The 21,251-nt window shown below is 57.8% G+C and carries 17 protein-coding genes; 9 read left to right on the top strand and 8 right to left on the bottom strand.

What is annotated here, in order from left to right:
• Positions 1-25: 25 nt before the first annotated feature.
• Positions 26-1,555 (top strand): sensor domain-containing diguanylate cyclase, encoded by a 1,530-nt coding sequence (locus IEW65_RS12395; RefSeq protein ID WP_188639777.1) that lies wholly within the window; start codon positions 26-28, stop codon positions 1,553-1,555.
• 36 nt (positions 1,556-1,591) lie between these two features.
• Here IEW65_RS12395 and IEW65_RS12390 read toward each other — a convergent pair whose 3' ends face one another.
• The 4 genes from IEW65_RS12390 to IEW65_RS12375 form a co-directional block, all read right to left on the bottom strand.
• The gene (locus tag IEW65_RS12390) at positions 1,592-2,896 is read right to left on the bottom strand and encodes a TRAP transporter large permease (RefSeq protein ID WP_188639776.1); all 1,305 of its coding nucleotides are present in this window, start codon (positions 2,894-2,896) and stop codon (positions 1,592-1,594) included.
• A 23-nt stretch (positions 2,897-2,919) separates the two neighbouring features.
• Positions 2,920-3,483, bottom strand: coding sequence for a TRAP transporter small permease (locus IEW65_RS12385; protein ID WP_188639775.1), 564 nt, complete (start codon positions 3,481-3,483; stop codon positions 2,920-2,922).
• A 69-nt stretch (positions 3,484-3,552) separates the two neighbouring features.
• Complete coding sequence (locus IEW65_RS12380) at positions 3,553-4,542, bottom strand: TRAP transporter substrate-binding protein (RefSeq protein ID WP_188639774.1); 990 nt, start codon at positions 4,540-4,542, stop codon at positions 3,553-3,555.
• A 17-nt stretch (positions 4,543-4,559) separates the two neighbouring features.
• Positions 4,560-5,549, bottom strand: a complete 990-nt coding sequence (locus IEW65_RS12375) for a LysR family transcriptional regulator (RefSeq protein WP_188639773.1) — start codon at positions 5,547-5,549, stop codon at positions 4,560-4,562.
• 529 nt (positions 5,550-6,078) lie between these two features.
• Between IEW65_RS12375 and IEW65_RS12370 the strand changes: the two genes are divergently transcribed.
• The 3 genes from IEW65_RS12370 to IEW65_RS12360 are packed head-to-tail and all read left to right on the top strand — an operon-like array spanning position 6,079 to position 8,461.
• Positions 6,079-6,831, top strand: a complete 753-nt coding sequence (locus IEW65_RS12370; protein WP_188639772.1) for a 5-oxoprolinase subunit PxpA — start codon at positions 6,079-6,081, stop codon at positions 6,829-6,831.
• The gene (locus IEW65_RS12365) at positions 6,828-7,532 is read left to right on the top strand and encodes a 5-oxoprolinase subunit B family protein (protein WP_188639771.1); all 705 of its coding nucleotides are present in this window, start codon (positions 6,828-6,830) and stop codon (positions 7,530-7,532) included. The genes IEW65_RS12370 and IEW65_RS12365 overlap by 4 nt, the downstream gene beginning before the upstream one ends.
• On the top strand, positions 7,529-8,461 hold the full coding sequence (locus IEW65_RS12360; RefSeq protein ID WP_188639770.1) for a 5-oxoprolinase subunit C family protein: 933 nt from the start codon (positions 7,529-7,531) through the stop codon (positions 8,459-8,461). The genes IEW65_RS12365 and IEW65_RS12360 overlap by 4 nt, the downstream gene beginning before the upstream one ends.
• A gap of 75 nt (positions 8,462-8,536) precedes the next feature.
• On the opposite strand, the gene katG is transcribed toward IEW65_RS12360, so the two are convergent.
• Complete coding sequence (gene katG, locus IEW65_RS12355; RefSeq protein ID WP_188639769.1) at positions 8,537-10,693, bottom strand: catalase/peroxidase HPI; 2,157 nt, start codon at positions 10,691-10,693, stop codon at positions 8,537-8,539.
• A 478-nt stretch (positions 10,694-11,171) separates the two neighbouring features.
• Here katG and IEW65_RS12350 point away from each other — a divergent pair, with 478 nt between their 5' ends.
• Genes IEW65_RS12350 through IEW65_RS12330 form a run of 5 tightly spaced genes read left to right on the top strand, consistent with a single transcriptional unit; the run spans position 11,172 to position 17,002 of the window.
• Positions 11,172-11,642 (top strand): GspH/FimT family pseudopilin, encoded by a 471-nt coding sequence (locus IEW65_RS12350; protein ID WP_188639768.1) that lies wholly within the window; start codon positions 11,172-11,174, stop codon positions 11,640-11,642.
• Positions 11,643-11,661: 19 nt separating this feature from the next.
• Complete coding sequence (gene pilV, locus IEW65_RS12345; RefSeq protein ID WP_188639767.1) at positions 11,662-12,069, top strand: type IV pilus modification protein PilV; 408 nt, start codon at positions 11,662-11,664, stop codon at positions 12,067-12,069.
• A 1-nt stretch (position 12,070) separates the two neighbouring features.
• A complete protein-coding gene (locus IEW65_RS12340; RefSeq protein ID WP_188639766.1) occupies positions 12,071-13,105 on the top strand; it encodes a PilW family protein in 1,035 nt (344 codons plus the stop codon).
• Between the two features lies 1 nt (position 13,106).
• Positions 13,107-13,553 (top strand): pilus assembly PilX family protein, encoded by a 447-nt coding sequence (locus tag IEW65_RS12335; protein ID WP_229755555.1) that lies wholly within the window; start codon positions 13,107-13,109, stop codon positions 13,551-13,553.
• Entirely contained in the window at positions 13,550-17,002 is a 3,453-nt protein-coding gene (locus tag IEW65_RS12330) for a pilus assembly protein (RefSeq protein ID WP_229755554.1), read from the top strand. Before IEW65_RS12335 ends, IEW65_RS12330 begins: the two co-directional genes overlap by 4 nt.
• A 55-nt stretch (positions 17,003-17,057) precedes the next feature.
• Here IEW65_RS12330 and IEW65_RS12325 read toward each other — a convergent pair whose 3' ends face one another.
• From IEW65_RS12325 to IEW65_RS12315, 3 genes are all read right to left on the bottom strand, one after another.
• On the bottom strand, positions 17,058-18,500 hold the full coding sequence (locus IEW65_RS12325; protein ID WP_188639765.1) for an NAD(P)(+) transhydrogenase (Re/Si-specific) subunit beta: 1,443 nt from the start codon (positions 18,498-18,500) through the stop codon (positions 17,058-17,060).
• Between the two features lie 16 nt (positions 18,501-18,516).
• Entirely contained in the window at positions 18,517-20,088 is a 1,572-nt protein-coding gene (locus IEW65_RS12320) for a Re/Si-specific NAD(P)(+) transhydrogenase subunit alpha (RefSeq protein ID WP_188639764.1), read from the bottom strand.
• A gap of 217 nt (positions 20,089-20,305) precedes the next feature.
• Positions 20,306-21,229: a LysR family transcriptional regulator gene (locus IEW65_RS12315; protein ID WP_188639763.1), complete on the bottom strand. Its 924-nt coding sequence runs from the start codon at positions 21,227-21,229 to the stop codon at positions 20,306-20,308.
• Between the last annotated feature and the right edge of the window lie 22 nt (positions 21,230-21,251).

Here is a 21,251-nt window from a genome sequence, read left to right as displayed (position 1 = left end):
GCTGCACGGCATTTGAGGAGACACTATGACGGGGCCTACCGCCGTCAGCGAAACGCTCTACACCTCGCTGGCTGACCAGCTTCCCGGCTTTATCAGCAGCGCTTTGCTGCAGTGTAAGCGGTTACCAACCCTTCCGGCCGTCGCACTCAACGTGCTGAAGATTTCTCGCGGCGCTGACGCGACCTTAAGCGACTATGCCAATGCCATTGAGCATGATCCTGCGTTAACAGCGCGCGTCATGAGCGTGGCCAATAGCGTGCATTACCTCCGCGCTGCCCAGCCTCCGCACACCTGTTTTGATGCCACGCAGCGCATGGGGCTGGATGTCACCCTCGCCACCGTGTTGAGCTTCTGCCTATTTGAAAAGGATCATACGGCTCGCGCTCGGCTGCAGTTTTGGCAGCGTGCGCTAACCGCCGCCGTTGCCGCAAGCTACTTGGCCCAGCAGCTCTGTCCCCATCAATCAGGCAGCGTGTTTACCACCGCACTGCTGCAAGATATCGGCATTCTGGCGCTGCAAACCGCCTATCCAGCCGATGCTGAATTACTTTATGGCACTGAGTACACGTCTCATCCGCACATTATGCAGGTGGAGAAGCGCTATTTTGGTTGCGACCATGCGCTTGTGAGCGCTTGGTTGCTCGCGAAATGGGGTGCCCACGATGAGTTGGTTCAGGCCGTGTTGCATAGTCACGATGGCTTTGAGACAGCAGACAACGCGGCGCTTTGCCTCAACGTTTCTGGTTCAATCGCCGATGCTTGGTTATCGGCAAATCCCGCACAAGCTTTAGCGGGTGTGATCCGCCAACTGAATGCATTAACGCCTTCTAACGAGTGGGCAATCTCCGGCCTACTGGCTCATTTAGAGCACACCCTGCCCCCGCTGATGGACACGCTCAATCTCAGCACGCCAGCAGTCGTCAATAGTGTGGCGCTGTTACAAGAGGCTCAACAGCTACTGTTTGAACACACGCTATCGCTGAGCGCGCGCTTAGATGCCCAGCAACAAGCACGGGAAACGCTACTCCACGACTACGCCGAGCTAGAGCAGCGCAGCCGTATTGACTCTTTGACTCAACTGGCCAATCGCGCCTGGCTGGAACAGCAGCTGCGGGAACGTTTCCATCTCTGCCTAACGACCAAGCGTACGATGTCCGTCGTGTTTATCGACTTGGATCACTTTAAGGTGCTAAACGACCGATATGGTCATCAGGCGGGCGACCAGGTGCTAGCTCACTTCGGCAGGATGCTCGCCTCGTTAATTCGCGTGGGCGATCTTGCAGGCCGCTATGGTGGAGAAGAGTTTCTGGTGATTCTTCCCGATGAAGATGCCGAGGGCGCCCGGCGCTTTGCTGAACGCATTACCCGGCGACTGCAGGAGCGGCCCATGGCCCGAGTAGACCAAGAGCCGCTCTACGTGTCCGTGTCGATTGGCGTGGCCTGCCTCACCGACGGCGGGTTTGGAGATGAACGGGAGCTTATCGACGCCGCCGACCAGAGCATGTACTTCATCAAGCGCTCTGGCCGGGGCGGCGTATCGGTTTATGGCCACTAACCCCGCCGCTTGTCGGCGGTGCGGTGGAAGGAAGGCTTAGCTCGTCATCGCGTAGGGCAGATAGAGCGCAATGCTGGGGAAGATATGCATAAGCGCAATGGCCAGCATCATCAGCAGAAAGAAGGGCAGCGTGGCTTTGGTAATGGTCAGAATATCCTTGCCGGTTAACCCCTGAATCACAAACAGGTTAAACCCAACCGGCGGCGTGATTTGCGACATTTCCACCACAATCACCAGATAGATGCCAAACCAAATCAAATCAAAACCTGCCGCACTCACCACCGGCATAATAATGGCCGTCACTAGCAGAATCAGCGAAATACCGTCCAGAAAGCAGCCCATAATCAGCAGCAGCAGCGTCAGTGCAATCAACAGCATGGTGGGCGACAGCCCCATTTCACCAATCGCCTGGGCGAGCTTCATGGGCACTTGAGTAAAGCCCATGGCCGAGGTTAAAAACGACGCACCGGCAATAATAAAGGCGATCATGCAGGCCGTGCGTACCGCCGCAAACAGCGAGTCGGTAAAAATAGCGCGATTAAAATGGCCGTTAAAATAGGCAATGATCATCGACAACACCACGCCCACCGCCGCCGCTTCCGTCGGCGAAGCCAGCCCGCCGTAAATGGATATGATAATGCCGCCGATCAGCAGCAAAATAGGCAACAGCGCCCAGGTATTACGCAGCTTTTCAGCAAAGCTCATATCGGATTCATCAGCACCCGTCAGGCCTTCGCGGTTGCCTTTGAGCAGCGCCCACAGCACTAAATAGGTCATAAACATCGCTAAGATCATCAGGCCTGGGCCAATGCCCGCCATAAAGAGCCGCGAGATAGACTGCTCAGTGACCACGCCGTAAACGATCAGCACGATAGAGGGTGGAATCAGCAGGCCCAGCGTGGACGCACTGGCCAGCGTGCCAATCGCCATATTGCTGTCGTAGCCACGGCGTTCCAGTTCCGGCAGGGTCATTTTGCCCACCGTAGCGCAGGTGGCAGCTGATGAACCACACACCGCCGCGAACATGCCGCTACCAATAATATTGGTATGCAGCAGGCGGCCCGGCAGGCGATTCAGCCAGGGCGAAAGCCCACGAAACATATTGTCCGCCAGCCCCGAGCGGAAGAGAATTTCGCCCATCCAGATAAACATCGGCAGCGCCGTTAAATCCCAGCCGTAGCTTGCCCCCCAAAAATCGGAGGCTAAAATTGAGCCTGGGTCGAAAGGGCTGAAAAACTGCAGTGCAATCCAGGCGGTGCCTATCAGCGCAAAGGCAATCCACACCCCGCTGCCCAGCAGCAGCACCAGGGTAAACATAGTGACTAAACTTAGTAGTAGCACGAGGGTATCTCCCGATTAGCCGCTTAATGCGCTTCGTTATCGTCGATGGAAGTGGCTTCGCGGAAGCTTGACGGGTCGCGTATGGCGATGCGTCCGGCCATCCACAGCGCTTCTAACAGCGCCAGGGCCAGAAGCCCTACCCCAACGGCCAATACCACCTGGGGAATCCATAAAGGAATCGATAAAAAGCCCGACGAAACATCGTTGTATTGCAGGCTTTCCCTCGCCAAACCGATCAGGCCATAGGTCAGTAGTACGCTGATGACCAGCGCAATAATCAGTCCAGACACTTCAAACCACACGCGCACCGCAGAGGGCAGGCGTGATATCAGTAATGTCACTCGGATATGGGCATGATGCACAAAGGTGTACGCCAGCCCCAGAAAGGTGGCACCCACTAATAAATAAGACGCCATTTCGGATACGCCAGTAATACTAATACCCAGTCGGCTGAGGCCCACCAGCACCAGCAGTGCATCCACTAAACGGAACGTCACCTGAAGCGCGATCAGCGCACAGATCGCCACCATGCACGCTGCTGCGCCCCAGGCACCCAGGCGGTAGAGTTTGTCGAATTTAAACGTCATGTTCGCAGTCTCACAGAGCGCGTGGAGAAAGGGGCAGCACGCGGGCTGCCCCAAAGGGGTACTTCAGGCTTAGTTGCTACGCTGCTCGCGGTAGGTTTCAAGCGCCGTTTTGGCTTCGTCATCGGCACGGGACTGCCAATCGGCAAACAACACATCGCCTGCGGCTTGGAGCGCGGCGGACACTTCTGCATTGGGCTCAGATACGTTGATGCCGTTCTCCTGCAGGGCCGCAAGGCTTGCATCGTTGTTGTCACGGCTCATCTGCCAGCCACGCTCTTCAGCACGAGCCGCCGCTTCCATCAGCGCTTCTTGCGTCGTTTCATCTAGGCGGTCAAAGCTGCGCTGGCTGATAAACACAATGTTCTTCGGCAGCCACAGGTTGGCATCGGTGTAATCAGTGACGTAATCCCACGCGGCCATGGAATTACCCGTGGAGCTGGAGGTAATCATGGCGTCTACACGGCCGGTGCTAAACGCCGTAGGAATATCCGACTCTTCGGTTTCAGTGGGGCTACCGCCTAAGTTGTTGACGTAGCGCTGGGTGTTGATGTTCGGCGCACGCACACGAAGGCCTTCAAACTGAGCCGGATCGGTTAGCGGGGAGGCGGTGTAGATGCCCTGAGCGGGCCATGCCACGGCGTAGAGCGGAATCAACCCTTCATAGGCGAACAGCTCGGTAATCATTGGCTTGGTCGCTTCCCACAGCGCGTAAGCGTCATCGTAGCTACCGGCAACACCGGGCAGCGTATCGACTTCAAAAATCGGGTCGTCGTTAGAGAGAATGGAGAGGAACACTTCACCGGCATCGATGGTGCCGCGACGTACAGACGGCTTAATTTCGCCGTGAGACACCAGCGAACCACCGCTGTGTACGGTAATGGTGAGCTCGCCGTCAGTGGCTTCCGCCACGTCTTCTGCAAACTGCTTGGTGTTTTGGGTATGGAAGCTGGCATCCCCATAGGGCGTCGCCATGGTCCATTCAGCGGCCTGAGCAGTCGCTGCGGCGGCAAGGCTGCAGGCAGTGGCAAGAAGCAGGGGGGTCGCGAAGCGGGTACGCATAGGAAAAATCCTCTTATTCATATTGATGGAGGTGTTGCACGGGGGGTGGAGGAAGCGGCGCTAGGGGTGACCCAGCGTCCGGTAAAACACGTGTTTGTAATATCGGTATGCTTTTCCGCGGCATACTCTAGCGCGCACTCCTGCGCCAAACGGCCAACGCCGCGGCAGAAGCGTGGATGATTCGCGCTGCGCCAAATAACATCATAGTGCATAGCCGGGAGCGGCGCGGGGAGCGCCAAACGATACAGCTCACCCCGCCGCCACTCATCCAGCACGGTGGCCACCGGCAGCGCGCCAATCCCCAGGCCTTCCGTGGTCAAACGCACAATGGTCATCAGGGTGCTTACGCTGTGAATGCGCGGCTGATGAACACCCTGTGCCGCTAAATAGCTCACCAGCTCTTCATAAGGGCGCGCCAGCTTGCCAAACGAAATAAACGGCAGCGTGGTACACCAAGCATGGGGGCGTTCGCTCAGCATTTGAGCATGGCGTGGCGAAACGAACATGCCCATCTCGTAAGGACTTAGCGTCTCTTGGTCGATCTGTTCCGGCGGGAGATAGCCGTTCATGGCTAGCAAGATATCCAGCTCATTGCTGGTTAAGCGTTCGTTCAGCGCTGGGGAGTAATCGACGGTAAGTTCAATAATCAGCCGCGGATAGCGCTCGGTGAGACGCTGCATAAACCGGGGGAACCAGCTGTGGGCGATGGTTTCAATGGTGCCCAACCGCAGCGGGGCGGAAAAGTCTTCTTCACTATCGAAAAGTTTGAGGGCTTCATCGCGCTGAGCCAGCATGCGTTCAGCGTGTAGGAAAAACTCCCTACCACGCATGGTGGGCTGAATAGGCCGCGCCGAGCGCTCAAGCAGTAACTCGCCCACCGTGCTCTCTAAACGCGAGATACGCTCGGATACCGACGGTTGCGTAATGTGTAAGCGCACCGCCGCCTTACGAAAAGAGCCAAGTTTCACCGCCCAAACAAAGGCGTCGAGTTCCTTAAAATCCAGCATCGTACTTAACCAGCCTGTAATTGAGCATTTATAGAAAGCGCCGTGTGACGCGCTTTCACTACGCCGACGATGAGGGGTTTCCATCGCGAGACGTCGATATGCAAATGTATGTGCAACATGCCGTGCTGGGCACGGGCATGCTGTCGCGGGGCTGGCAACCGCATGTGGCACTCCTCGGAAATCACCCTTTCCTGACCATTTTTATAGGTAGCGCGAAGCGCACAACAGCAGGCGGATAAGGGCGTCTCTTTTGTAATCTTTTTTGAGTCGCTTTATTTAGTTGATAATCGTATCACGCCCTAGCGTCAACTATTTTTCCACTAAATAACAGCATGATAGGAACCACCGATACTTAATATCGCTAAAAACGATTGGCACTTGCGACACGGGCTCCATATATTATTTTTGCGCTAACACAACCATAAACATGCTGACTAATGAGTAATAATGATGAGCAAACGGCCTTACTCATTTAGCTAATTAATTGCGATATCAATCACTAACAACACGCAACCCTGCAGGAGACGTTATGGCGATTCCGCTGCTTAACTGCGATATGGGCGAAAGTTTCGGCAACTGGTCGATTGGTTTAGACGCTGATGTCATGCCCTACGTTGACTGTGCCAACATTGCCTGCGGCTACCACGCATCCGACCCCCATGTGATGCGCAAGACAGTGAAGCTGGCTGTTCAGCACGGCGTGAAGATCGGCGCACACCCCGGTTACCCGGATTTAATGGGCTTTGGCCGCCGCTCAATGGCCTGCTCCCCTGCCGAAGTGGAAGACATGATGCTCTACCAAATCGGCGCGCTGGCAGGCATTTGCCAAGCGGAAGGCACCGCGCTGAGCTACGTCAAACCCCACGGGGCGATGTACAACGACATGGCCGCCAATCTGGAATTGCTGGAAGGTGCCATGCGCGCCGTGAAGGCATTCGATGCCCGCCTACCGCTGATGGTGATGGCCACCGCCAACCCAGAGCCACACCGCCAGTTAGCGGAAAAAATGGGCGTGACGCTGTGGTTTGAAACCTTCGCTGACCGCGCTTATGAGGCCACCGGGCATCTCGCCTCACGCCGCCTGCCGGGGGCTGTGCACCACGACCAAGACGCTATCGTTGCCCAAGCCGTCACGCTCGCGAAAGGTGACGCCCTCACCGCCCGCGATGGCAGCGCCTTGCAGCTGCCCTGCGACACGCTCTGCGTGCATGGCGATAACCCCGAATCCGTGGCCGCCGTGCGCGCCATTCGTGAGGCCTTTACGGCGCTGGAGTCCGCGTGAAACTGCGCTTAGAAACGGCAGCGATGGACGCCCTAACGGTGCGTCTATTCGACGCCATTGATGAAACCAACATGGCGTGGATCATCGCCGCCGATGAGGCGCTGCGGCGCGCCTTTGATCACGCGTTGATTGATCTCATTCCGTCGTACATCACCCTGCTGGTGCACTACGACTGCCAAAAGCTCACTTTTGCCCAAGCCTCGACGCTGGTGCGCAGCGCGCTGCGCAATTTAACGCCCGCCGATGCCCAACAGGGCCAGCTCCACGAAATCCCCGTGTGGTACGACGAGCGCGTTGGCCCGGAGCTGCCCACCGTAGCCCAGCGCGCCGGGCTCAGCGTCGAGGCGCTGATTGAGCGCCACTGCAGCCACGACTACTGCGTGTTTGCACTGGGCTTCGCCCCTGGCTACGGCTTTATGGGCCTGGTGGATGAAGCCATTGCCACGCCGCGTTTGAAAACGCCCCGCCGCCGAGTTGCAGCAGGAAGCGTGGGCATTGCCGACCGGCAAACTGCCATCTACCCGCTGCTTTCGCCCGGCGGATGGAACATTCTTGGCAGAACGGCTGTGCCGCTTTTCGAGCACGCCAAACGTGGCGAGCCGCTGCTGCGCCCGGGCGATAAAGTGCGCTTTAAGGCGATATCCCAATCAGCATTTGAAGCGGCCGGGGGCGATACGACCCCACTGGAGGAGCGGTCATGAGCCAACCCATGTTGACCGTTAAGCAAGCCGGGCCGCTGGCACTGATCCAAGACGCGGGCCGCTTCGGCGTCGGCCACTTGGGCGTGACTCAAGGCGGTGCCGCCGACTGGATCGCCTTCCGCTGGGCCAACTGGCTGCTGGGAAATCCGCTGGAGAGCGCCGCGTTAGAAATCGTCATGGGCGGCAACCTGACGCTGGTGGCCAATAGCGATGTGCGCCTTGCCCTCACCGGAGCCGACCTTGCCGCCACGCTGGATGGCCAACCGCTGGCGCCCAACGACAGCTTTATGATGCAGGCGGGCCAAACGCTGGTCTTTCGTCAGCCGAAAAAGGGCCTGCGCGCGTACCTCGCCTTTCCTGGCGGTCTTGATGCGCCAACCGTGCTCGGCAGCCAAGCCTGCACGGCAAGAGAGCAAATCGGCGGCCTGCACGAAGATGGCAAACCGCTTAAAACCGGCGACCAACTCACCTGGAAAGGCAGCAGCGCCACGCCGCGTCAGTTGCCCCAAGGCACCCATCTCTCTCTGCCTGATGCAGAAGACACCGTGCTGGACATGGTGCTGGGCTCCCAGGCCGCGCACTTTGCCGGGCGCAGCCTGTTTGACGCTTTCAACCAGCCCTGGACCGTAGACCAACGCGCCGACCGCATGGGCATTCGACTGACCGGCAAAGCGCTGAACAGCCGCCTGGGCGGCATCATCTCTGAAGGGATTCCGTTAGGAGCAGTGCAGATCCCCCCCGATGGCCAGCCGATCATTCTGATGAACGACCGCCAAACCATCGGCGGCTACCCACGTCTGGGCGCACTCACCCCGATGGCCTGCGCCCGCCTCGCCCAGTGCTTACCGGGCACCACGGTGCGCTTGCAGCCGATCAGTGCGACGCAGGCGCAGGCGGCGTATCGCAAGCAGCTCGGCGTCTGGGGGTAACCGACAACCTCGCCGCCATAAAAAAAGCCCGCATCGTTGGATGCGGGCTTTGCGCTTCTATGCGTTTAGTACATGTTACGACGCGACGTCGAAACGGTCGGCGTTCATCACTTTGGTCCAGGCGGCGACGAAGTCTTTAACGAACTTCTCGCCGTTATCGTCCTGGGCGTACACTTCTGCGTAAGAGCGCAGCAGCGAGTTGGAGCCGAACACCAGATCCACACGCGAGGCGGTCCACTTCACGGCACCGGTCTTGCGATCACGGATCTCGTAGGCGTTGCTGCTCACCGGCTTCCAGGTGTTACCCATATCGGTCAGGTTCACAAAGAAGTCGTTGGTCAGTTGGCCTTCACGATCCGTGAATACGCCGTGTTTGGTGCCAGCGTAGTTGGTGCCCAGTACGCGCATACCGCCCAGCAGCACGGTCATTTCAGGGCCGGTTAAGCCCATCAGCTGCGCACGATCCAGCAACATCTCTTCCGGCTTCACCACGTACTCTTTCTTCTGCCAGTTGCGGAAGCCATCGGCCAGCGGCTCCAGCGGTGCGAAGGAGTCACCATCGGTCATCTCGGCAGTCGCATCGCCGCGGCCTTTCAGGAAAGGTACACGTACCTCGTAACCTGCTGCTTTCGCGGCTTTCTCGATGCCTACGCTACCGGCCAGAACGATGATGTCAGCGACGCTAGCGCCGGTGTCAGCAGAGATCTGCTCGTAAACGCTCAGCACTTTCGCCAGGCGCTCCGGCTCGTTGCCCTGCCACGCGTTCTGCGGGGCCAGACGAATGCGGGCACCGTTAGCACCGCCGCGCATGTCAGAGCCGCGGTAGGTACGGGCGCTGTCCCAAGCGGTGGAGACCATGTCGCTAATGCTCAAGCCGCTTTGCGCGATTTTCTGCTTCACAACTTCTTCGCAGTAGTCGGTGCTGCCTGCTGGGACCGGGTCTTGCCAAATCAGGTCTTCCGCCGGAACTTCCGGGCCGATGTAGCGCGCTTTCGGGCCCAGGTCACGGTGCGTCAGCTTGAACCATGCTTTCGCGAAGGTGTGCTTGAAGTATTCCGGGTCCGCGATGAATTTTTCGCAAATGGCACGATAGGTCGGATCCATCTTCATCGCCATATCCGCATCGGTCATGATCGGGTTGTGGCGAATAGAGGGGTCGCTGGCGTCGACCGGCTTGTCTTCTTCTTTGATATCAATCGGCTCCCACTGATGGGCACCGGCAGGGCTCTTTCTCAGCTCCCACTCGTAGCCAAACAGCAGGTCGAAATAGCCCATATCGAACTGAGTTGGGTTGGTGGTCCAGGCACCTTCAATGCCAGAGGTCACGGCGTTGCTCGCCTTGCCCTGCATGTTGGGGTTGCCCCAGCCAAAGCCCTGGTTTTCAACGTCAGACGCTTCAGGCTCAGCGGCCAGCGCAGAGGCATCGCCATTACCGTGACATTTACCAACGGTGTGGCCGCCAGCAGTGAGGGCTGCGGTCTCTTCGTCGTTCATCGCCATACGGGCGAAGGTTTCACGCACCTGCTGAGCGGTCTTCAGCGGGTCAGGCTGACCGTTAACACCTTCCGGGTTAACATAGATAAGACCCATCTGAACAGCCGCCAGCGGGTTTTCCATGGTCTCTGGCTTGTTAACGTCGCCGTAGCGTTCGTCAGAAGGCGCAAGCCACTCTTTTTCGTCACCCCAGTAGATATCTTTCTCGGGTTCCCAAATATCGGCACGGCCGAAGGAGAAGCCGTAAGCAGGTAAGCCCATGGACTCATAAGCCACGGTACCGGCCAGAATCATCAGGTCAGCCCAGCTGATTTTGTTGCCGTACTTCTTCTTGATCGGCCACAGCAGGCGACGCGCTTTGTCCAGGCTGACGTTATCCGGCCAGGAGTTGAGCGGCGCAAAACGCTGAGCGCCAGTACCACCGCCCCCACGGCCATCAGCAATACGGTAGGTGCCTGCGGAGTGCCAAGCCATGCGGATCATTAAACCGCCGTAGTGTCCCCAGTCGGCGGGCCACCACTCTTGGCTGTCGGTCATCAGCGCGTGGACATCTTTTTTCAGCGCGTCGAAGTCGAGCTTGCGCACTTCGTCGCGGTAGCTGAAATCCGGGTCCATCGGATCTGATTTGCGATCTTGCTGATGCAAAATATCCAGGTTCAACCCTTCCGGCCACCAATCTTTGTTGGAGGTACCCGTTGAGGTGTTACCACCGTGCATGACAGGACATTTACCGCTCATAGCTCTCTCCCTTATTGCTCTTAGCCTTGGTAATACCAAGGGAACAAATGCTGTGCATCTTCGTGCTAGGCATGGCAGTGAGGCTCACCTGCACTAGCGTATGGATGCGTTATTCACGTATCACAGTTTTAAAGCACCTGATCAATAGTCACAATTTGCATTTTACGACCAACGCAATAGCTCTCAGCTATTGAAACTCCTCTCACCTCTGTCGATAACCTTGGATAGCCCTTGTGAGATAGCTCTTGCGAGATAACCCATGCGTCTATCGAGCATAGCGCGAGTTATGTGACAGCGTATGACGAATGTCCGCTAATGGGGTTCGCTTATTGCGCCATCACTGTATGGTATAAACGCTATACTTCCATACCATAAAACTAAATATCGATATAATGAAATCAGCCGATAATGACAGCATGGGTGCCTTATTTTTCGACCGTCATGCTGCTGTTTATTTGACCTCTCAGAGTAGCGACGCATGCTGACGGCAAGACGTTCCGCGCTTGGCTTTACCTTGCTAGAGCTACTGGTGGCGCTGGCCCTCTTCGCCACGCTTGCCACCGTTGCGATCCCGAATTTTTCACGCATTATTCAAGAAAATCGCGTTGTCACGACCACCAACGACTACAAGATTGCCTTAAGCTTTGCCCGCAGTGAAGCGGTTCGGCGTAACCAGGCGGTGAGCTTATTGCCCGTGGCAGCGGGCTGGAGTGCAGGCTGGGAAGTGCGCGCCAACAACGCCGTACTGCGCAGTTGGGCGCAAGAAGTTAACGATATCGCCATTACGGATGCGCCGGAGCGGTTCACCTTTAATAGCCAGGGTCGATTAGCGACGGCGGCCTTCGCACCACAGAGTGTTTCCGTCACGCTGAATGAGATAGGCCGCTGCGTACGCGTTGAGCCGAGCGGAATCTCCCGGGTACTCACTAACCGCCAAGCCTGTGACTAATTCATCAGCGAGCAACGCCATGCCAACACCACAACGGGGTATCTCACTGCTGGAGTCATTGATTGCACTACTCGTGCTGTCGATTGGCCTGCTGGGGGTACTCGGCTTACAAACTCAGTCGCTGGTGCATAACCGCGCCGCCTATTTTGAAACCCAGGCCACCAATATGGCCCAGGACATGTTGGACCGTATTCGTGCCAACAGCGAGCAGGCTGCCGACTACGCGCTCACACTAGGCGATGATGCGGGCGGTAGCGGCTTACCCGCCACTGACCAATCCGAGTGGGTAGCGGATGTGGCCACTATGCTCCCAGGTGGCGAGGGCGGTATTGAGGTGAATAATCGTCGCGTCAGCGTCACGGTACGCTGGGATGACACCTCTTCCCCCAACGACATCCGGCAAATTCAACTGGTTTCGGAGCTATAGCGTGGGCAGATTGACACCCCAACAAACACAGGCTGGGTTTACGCTGGTCGAGCTACTGGTGGCGATGGTGATTGGCCTGCTGGTCATGGGCGGCGCGACCCAGCTGTTTATCTCCTCCCAGCAGAGCTACCGTTTTCAAACCGCCCTTGCCGATATGCAGGATACCGGCCGATTTGCGCTGGATACGATGGCCCGTGAGTTGCGCCAAGCGGATTACAGTGGCGGCTGCACGCCGCCCCAGACGACTGTACATCTACGTCCTTGGGCAGATAGCAATGAGGACGTCTTGCCACTTCAAGCATGGAACACGCCCAGCAACCATGACTTTTCAGCAAGCTTAATGAATCCTGTGGCAGGGCAAGATGTGCTGGCGTTTCGCGGCGGCCTGATCGCTCGAACAGGCTTTACCAGCGATTCGCTGAATGTCACTAGCGTCGATAACAACCAACAAATCACGTTAAGCCGAGACATGGCAGGTGTCTTTAACAATCGGCTGGTCCTGCTTCAGGGGCTTCAGAATTGCGACATCTTCTATAACACGTCTAACAGTGCTCGAACGCTGCAGAAAACCGCGACAGCTGGCTGGCAAGGAAATGTCGATCCCGGTGATAGCGAACAGGGAGGTGAGAACGACATTATTTACTCACCAGGACAAAATGTATCACTGAGTGCGTTAAACAGCGCCATTTACTACATTGGCCAAGACGCCAATAACGACAACGCGCCGTCGCTCATGCGGTTAGATCTGAGCCAAACCGCTCCGCGCAATGACATCGTCGCCAGCCACGTGGTGGCCATGCGAACGGCCTTTTTGATCGACGACGCGTACGTGCCTGCCGATGAAGTGGACGCTGCAGAGTGGCCCAACGTGCAGGCACTACGTATTACGCTCATTGTGCAAAGTGACCGACCCAACTTGCGTAACGCTAACACGACGCTAGCGCTTGGCAATTTCCGAGGGGAGAACGCGTTTACCGGCGGAGACGGGCGGATTTATCAGGCCTTTACGACCACCGTCGCTTTGAGGAATCGCTAACATGCAGAGCCACGCAATGACACATCAGCGGGGAATGGCGCTCGTGTTAAGTCTGATTTTTCTCGCCATTGTCACCATTCTAAGCCTCTCTTCCATGCAAGGGGCGATTACCCAAGACCGAATGGCCTCCAGCCAGCGGGATTACAGCGTGGCTTTTCAAGCAGCAGAGGCCGCGCTACGGGAAGCAGAGACCCTGTTACAAAACGGCGCTAACCCCGGCAATGGCTGGAGTAACCATGCGATGAATATGGCAGAACTGACGCAGAACCCGCGCTACCGCATTCAAACACTGGCACCGCTGGGGTCGCGCTCCAGCAATAGCAGCACAGAAGTGGTGGAGATGCTTTACCGCATTGAGGCCCAAGGGTTTGGTCGTGGCGTCGATACCAGCGTGACGCTTGAAGCGCTATACGTGCGCCAACAGCAAGTGGAGGTGATAACCCCATGACAGGTGCACGACTCACATTACTGCTATTAGTCGCGATGCTAACACTCAGCGCTGTGGAACACTCTGCGATGGCGGCAGGCGCCTTTCCGCCCAACCCTCCGCCCACAGACCCTGATCCAGAACCAGAACCAGAACCAGAGCCAACGCCCGAACCGGAACCAGAACCTGAGCCCGAGCCAGAACCCGAGCCCCCTATTGGCGGCGGGGGTGACGAGCCCATTGATGAAGATTACGACATCCCAGACGACCAAACGGGCCTCTCCCCTGCGCCGTTGAACGTTGTCAGTCGCGTACCGCCCAATGTGCTGCTGATTTTGGATAACTCAGAAAGCGGTCAGGAAGGGTTAGATGGGCGCGTGGCCGTCGGTAACAACCCAGGCGACAGGGAAACACTGGCAGCTTGCCAACCCAATACGTTCAATGCCTCCCAGTGCCCGGCAGGTGCCCGCTCGCCGCTCAGTAAATCCAGTACGATGAAGCGCGTTGGGCGTGACTTATTAGACCGCTACCGAGGCGAGCTCAATCTTGGCCTCATGGCTTATCAGCAAAATCCCGCTTCACGCACGCGGGATAACGCGTTTAGCGGAAGCACCGTGGTATGGCGTTTAACGGAGCGTGCCCTGGAGCCGCGTTACTCTACAAACGCTAACCCCAGCTGGTATAACCCAGAATTCGATGGTGCCTGGAACGCCAGTACCAAACGCTATCGCACTCGCCTGCCTGGATTAAATATCTATGCGTTCTTTAACGTAGGTGTTCCTGGCTATATGTTTGAGGAAAACTTTAGCACCGGTCTGCCTACCAATGATGTCACAGAGTATTGGCGGCGTACTTCAACGCCAACGTCATCATCCGACCAAGTCTCTGAACGTTATCGCAGTCTCACCAGTAGTTCATCTAGCTCTCCTTTTATAGGCGACGGTATTTCGTACCGCTCCCCGGTCAACTCCAGCTACTCACTACCGCTTGTGGATAGCCTGCGCCAGCGCGGCATACCCAACTGGGGCTCGCATACCGCGTCGGTTCAGTTGAATCAGTGGGAGTGGCGTACCACTTCCTCGCCTGGCCTGGGTTACTTGCACGTCCCCATTGGCGGGCTAAATAACGACGGCACTATAGACGAAGCCCACTGGGACGCCATTGAAACCAAGCTGGGTACACAGCGGCATGAGTGGAACGGTAGCGGTAACCCCATGACCGACCCGAACTGGCCACTTTTAGCCACCGGGCTGACGCCGATTGAAGGCACGATGTACACCGCAAGGGACTATTTCCTAAATAACACTGGCCGAAATAGCGCGTTTCGTAGTGACCAAGGCCAGCGCTCCGGCATTGCTATTCCCAACATCAATAATCCAGATGCGCAGCAGTGCCTGGTGAATGCCAATATCTGGCTGACCGACGGCTTACCGTCGGTAGACCGCTCTGGCAATTCGTTAGGCGGCAACGTTAGCGGCGCATTAGCCAGCGCTGAAGCGGCGATTAAACGGCTTTACGACGATACCAACGCACAGCTGCCTAACCCTGTGAGAACCTATGTGGTGGGCTTTAACTTACCGCCGGATATCGCCAACTTACCGAACGTGTCCGATGACCCGCTTGGGGATTTGGCACGGGCAGGCGGCACCGAGCGCGCCTACTTTGCCAATGATGAGGCATCGCTTAATCAAGTGATGCAGCAAGTGCTAGGCAATATTATCGCCGCCTCTCAGTCCAACACCTCCGCGGCGGTGAATAGCGACGAATTTGGCGTTGAAGATGGCAATCTGCTCTATACCGCCGGGTTTAGAAGTGAGGACTGGTCAGGGCGTTTAGCCGCCTCGGTGATTCAACCCGATGGCCGTCGCAGCCAGCGCTGGAATGCCGAAACCGAACTCGCCGGGCAGGTGGGTAGCCGGCGGCTACTCACTTTCCAACGGCTAGAGAATGGCTCTCGGCGCGGCGTTGTGCTCAGCGCCGAAAACAGCGGTTTAAGCAGTGCAGAAGTTCGCTGGCTACAGGGGGAAACCGTACCGGGGCTACGGCCACGCCAATCGCTGCTGGGCGATATTATCAACGCTAACCCCGTGGTCTTACAGGGCAATGGGGACCGTGTGCCGCTGCTGCTGGTAGCGGCCAACGACGGCATGCTGCACGGCTTTAACGCGGCAACCGGTCGAGAGCTGTTTGGCTTTTTACCGGCCGAACTGACCCAAGGCGATGCACCCACCATTCGCCCACTGATGCAGCCCAACTATAACCACCGCTACTTTATGGATGGCACACCGGCGGTGCGTGAAGTGAATATCGCCGGCGGCCCTTCTGCCGTGGCCGTCGGCACCATGGGCGCTGGTGGACGGACGGTGTTTGCACTTGATGTGAGCGACCCCAGCAGTATGAGCGCCTCAGACGTGCTTTGGGAGTTTCGCCATCAGGAGCTGGGCAGCGGCGTGACGGAACCCACCATTACCCAACTGACCAACGGCACCTGGGTGGCCATTTTTAGCAATGGCTATAACAGCACGGGCTATCAGGCATCGCTGTTTGTGGTGGATCTGGCTACTGGCGAGCTGCTCAAACACCTGAAAACAGACGTAGGCAGCGCTGAGCTACCCAACGGGTTAGCAACACCAACCGTCACCGCCTGGCCTAGCTATAATGGCGCGCGCTTTGCCTATGCAGGCGACTTAGCAGGCAACCTGTGGCGCTTCTCATTAACCGGCAATGGCACCGTTAACCGGCTATACCAAGGCAGCGCCCGCCAGCCCATCACGTCTGCCCCGGCCGTGACCCTCAGCAGCGGCTCGCCGGATACGCTACTGGTCAGCTTCGGCACCGGCAGCTATTTCCGCAACGGCGATATTGGCGACCGCTCGACGCAACAGCTCATCGGGCTGCGTGACCAAGTGAATCGCAGCTCGACCATTACTCAAGGCGATCTACTGCTTCAACGCATTACGGGTGAAAACTCACAGAGTGGCTTTAACCGCCGCGCCAGCAGCAATTTTGCCCCTGACAGTAACGACTTGGGATGGCGCTTGGAGCTGCCTGCCGGAGAGCGGGTGATTGCCGCCCCCTCGATTTCCAGCAGCCTCCCACGGCGGGTGCGTTTCTCGACGCTGCTACCTGATGAATCCGACCCCTGCGGCGGTGGGCGCAGCGGGTTCTTTATGTCGCTACTGGCCGACACAGGCGGCAGCGGCGGCTCGACCACGTTCGACTTCAATGGCGACGGCACGCCCGATAGCGACGCTACGATCAATGGCGATGCCATTACCGGCCTTCAGGCAGGCACCGGCGAGCGTTTGGTGGGCGTGAACGATGGCAACATTGAGCGCCTCTTCGTCGGAAACCCTAATGACCCCAACGCTTCACCGAATGGCGATGGCTCCATCACCATTGGTTTTAGCGATGACCACCTGGGGCGTCGCTCCTGGCGTCAGTTAACCGGGGAAGAGAACGACACCTAAGCAGGTAAAAAAACAGGGGAGCCATTGGCTCCCCTGTTCCTAACGACTGACTGGCTTAGTCCACTAGCGGTAGCAGCGCATTCAAGCTATCGCGGGCATCGCCGTAGAACATCCGGGTGTTGTCCTTGAAGAACAGCGGGTTCTCGATACCCGAGTAGCCGGTACCCTGACCACGCTTGCTGACGAACACCTGCTTCGCGTCCCAGACTTTGAGCACCGGCATCCCTGCGATAGGGCTGTTGGGGTCCTCTTCGGCAGCGGGGTTCACGATGTCGTTAGAGCCGATGACGATAACCACGTCGGTCGTGGCGAAGTCGTCGTTGATTTCATCCATCTCCAGCACGATATCGTAAGGCACCTTGGCTTCCGCCAGCAGCACGTTCATATGTCCTGGCAAGCGCCCGGCCACGGGGTGAATGCCAAAGCGTACGGTTTTACCCGCGGCGCGCAGCTTGCGGACTAAATCGCTCACCGCCGTTTGCGCCTGCGCCACGGCCATGCCGTAACCCGGCACGATGATGATGCTGTCGGCGTCGTTCAGCGCTGTAGCCACGCCGTTGGCATCAATCGACACCTGCTCGCCTTCAATCTCGGCAGCTGGCCCTTGAGTGCCACCAAAGCCGCCCAGAATCACGCTGACGAAGTTGCGGTTCATCGCCTTACACATAATGTAAGAGAGAATCGCCCCGGAGGAGCCCACCAGCGCACCGGTCACGATCAGCAGGTCGTTGGAGAGCGTGAAACCAATCGCCGCCGCCGCCCAGCCGGAGTAGCTGTTCAGCATGGAGACCACCACCGGCATATCCGCCCCGCCGATCCCCATGATCAGGTGGTAGCCGATAAAGAACGCCAGCGCCGCAATAATAAGCAGCGTCCAGAAGCCAGCACCGTTGAGGTAGAGAATCGCTAACAGCAGCGAGAGCGCCGCCGCCCCAGCATTCAGCATATGGCCGCCGGGCAGCTGCCGTGGCTTGCCATCTACCTTGCCCGCGAGCTTTCCGAAAGCCACCACCGAGCCGGTGAACGTGACCGCACCAATAAAGATACCCAGCACCACCTCGATTTGCAGGAACGTCAGCTCGTCGGGGGCTTTGGTCGCCACCAGTGCCGCAAAGGCGGAGAACTGATCCAGCGATGCTTCAGCGGCACGGGCGGCCATCACTCGGCGACGCTCCAGGTCCGCGCTCCAGGCAACGAATACCGCCGCCAAGCCCACAAAGCTGTGCAACGCGGCCACAAGCTGCGGCATTTCGGTCATCTCGACCTTGCCTGCCACGTACACGCCAATGCCCGCCCCAATCAACATCATGGGAATCAGCCACCAGTAGCCGCCAATACCGGGGCCAAACGAGGTGAAAAACACCGCGACCGCCATACCGACAATGCCGTACCACACGGCCCGCTTGGCCTTTTCCTGATTACTCAAGCCGCCTAGCGACAGAATAAACAGCACGCTTGCCGCAATTGCCGCGGCAGATACGAATCCTTGCTCTAACATATCGTCTCTCCGCCGCTTAGGATTTTTGGAACATGGCCAGCATCCGGCGTGTCACCAGAAAGCCACCCACGATATTGATTGACGCGATTAACACCGAAATAGCCGCCAACACGCTGACTAACGCGCTGCCCGAGCCAATTTGCAGTATCGCCCCCAAAATAATGATGCCGGAAATGGCGTTGGTTACCGCCATCAGCGGCGTATGCAGCGAATGGCTCACTTTCCAAATCACTTGGAAGCCGATAAAGCAGGCCAGTACAAACACAATAAAGTGCTGCATAAAGGAGGCAGGAGCGACTAACCCCAATAGCAGCATCAGCGCACCGCCCACGGCCAGCATGGTCACTTGGCTCTTCGTTTGCGCTTTGAAGGTGGCAAGCTCGGCGGCTTTCTTCTCTTCCGGCGTGGGTGCTTTCTCCTTTTTCTTCGGTTTGGCGGCCGCAATGGCTTTTACCTTGGGCGGCGGCGGCGGGAAGGTGACTTCCCCTTGGTGGGCCACCGTGGCCCCCCGAATGACGTCGTCTTCCATGTTGTGATGGATCACGCCGTCTTTCTCAGGGGTGAGGTCGGTGAGCATGTGGCGAATATTGGTGGCGTACAGCAGCGATGCCTGTGTTGCCATGCGTGACGGGAAGTCGGTGTAGCCCACCACCACCACGCCGTTATCACTCACCACGCGCTCGTCGGGCTGGGTCAGGTCGCAGTTACCGCCCTTCTCAGCGGCCAAGTCAATAATCACGGAGCCAGGCTTCATGGCCGCCACCATGTCTTCCAGCCACAGCTTGGGCGCGGGCCTGCCAGGAATCAGCGCCGTGGTGATGACAATATCCACCTCCGGTGCTTGTTCACGGAAGCATTCCAGCTGCTTTTCACGGAATTCAGGACTTGAGGGCGAAGCATAGCCACCGCTTTCAGAGCCGTCCTGGCTATCCTCAAAGTCCAGAAACAGGAACTCAGCACCCATGGATTCGATCTGCTCGGAGACCTCCGGGCGCACATCAAAGGCGCGCACTACCGCGCCTAAGCTGGTCGCGGTGCCAATCGCCGCCAACCCCGCCACCCCGGCACCGATCACCAACACCTTGGCGGGCGGTACTTTGCCTGCGGCGGTCACCTGACCGGTAAAGAACCGGCCAAAGTTATTGCCCGCCTCGATCACCGCCCGGTAGCCCGCGATGTTGGCCATCGAGGAGAGCGCATCCATCTTCTGCGCTCTAGAAATACGCGGCACCATGTCCATGGCGATGACGGTGGCACCCTGGGCTTTGCAGGTTTCCAGCAGCGCTTCGTTTTGTGCTGGCCAGAAAAAGGCGATCAGCGTTTGGCCTTCGCGCAGCTGTTTGGCTTCACTTTCCGACGGCTCGCGAACTTTAATCACTACCTCAGCGTCGCGCCACAGCGCGTCGGCGCTCTCTACTACCGTCACACCGGCGTCGCGATAAGTGTCGTCATTGAAACCCGCGGCCAGGCCAGCACCTGTCTCAACCAGGCACTCATGGCCAAGTTTCTGCAGCTGCTTTGCGCTCTCGGGGGTCAGTGCGACCCGCGCTTCTCCCCGAGCACTCTCTTTTGGTGCGCCTATTTTCACACGCCTTCTCCCTTGGTTTGCTCGCGTTCAGCGCCCGCCCCCTCGTGGCTAGGGTGGTCACCCCAGCATCGTTGAGCGCTGCCTATTCACTGTGGCGCGAAAAAACGCGCCAGCTAGCAGTTTAGGATCTACTGCCAAGCCCGCCAGTGACCATTCAACCTTTGCTTCAACTGCGTTGTTTATCTACAACACGTTGATATAAAAATGGCAGAGCCCGTTAACGATGGGTGTTTTTTGAAAACGCCGTCAGCTCTTCACCGAGCCAGACGTTAGCGGGAGCATTGGCGTAGAGGCTGTGTTGGATCAGCGTCATGGTTAACGCAGGGAGCTCTGCCGGTGGGGCGACAATCCGCACCGGCAGCATCGCGACGAAGCGCTCGGCCATTTGCCGGGGCAGCGTCATAATGGCATCGGTCAGCGATACCACCCGCGCCGCGGCAATGTAGTTGAGGTTTTTCGAGATCACCCGACGGCTGAGCCCATGTTGAGTCAGGCAGTTTTCGATGGGGCTAGGCAGCAGGCCACTGATATCGGCCAGCTCTACATGGAGCTGACGGGCAAACTGCTCTAGCACAACGGCATCGCCAACGTGGGGATTCTGCTGAGCGGCCAGACACACAAGCTCTTCGTGCATCCAGGGGGTTTGCACCACGCCGCTGGGCAGCGATGACTGGCTATCTAAGCCCACGACCATATCCACCTGACGCTGCTCTAGCGCTTCGCTCAGTACTTCCGGCGTAATCAGCTCAATGGAGAAGCTGATGCCCGGCGCATAGCCCAACAGCTGGCTAAGAAACGCCGGGTACATGACCTCCTCAAAATAGTCGGTGGTCGCCAGTGTAAAGCGCCGCGTGCTGGTTGCTGGGTCAAAGGTAGCGGGCGGCGTTAAGCCTGCCTGAAGCGCCGCTAACGCTTGCTGGACGATCGGTAAGAGTTGCAGCGCTCTAGGCGTGGGCTGCAGGCCATGCTCGGTGCGCACCAACAATGGGTCGTCTAGCGCGTCACGCAGCCGCTTGAGCGCATGGCTGAGCGCTGGCTGGCTTAAATGAAGCTTTTCAGCGGCGCGGGTAACATGGCGCTCGCGCATTAGCATTTCGAATACCAGCAGCAGGTTTAAATCAAAGTGGCGGAGCGAACGCATAGCACCTCATTATTCACATCAA

Origin of the sequence: Vreelandella lutescens (assembly GCF_014640815.1) — a bacterium.
Classification (GTDB): Bacteria; Pseudomonadota; Gammaproteobacteria; order Pseudomonadales; family Halomonadaceae; genus Vreelandella; species Vreelandella lutescens.
The sequence above is the reverse complement of the archived record's forward strand: the minus strand, read 5'-3'. Positions and strand labels throughout refer to the sequence as shown.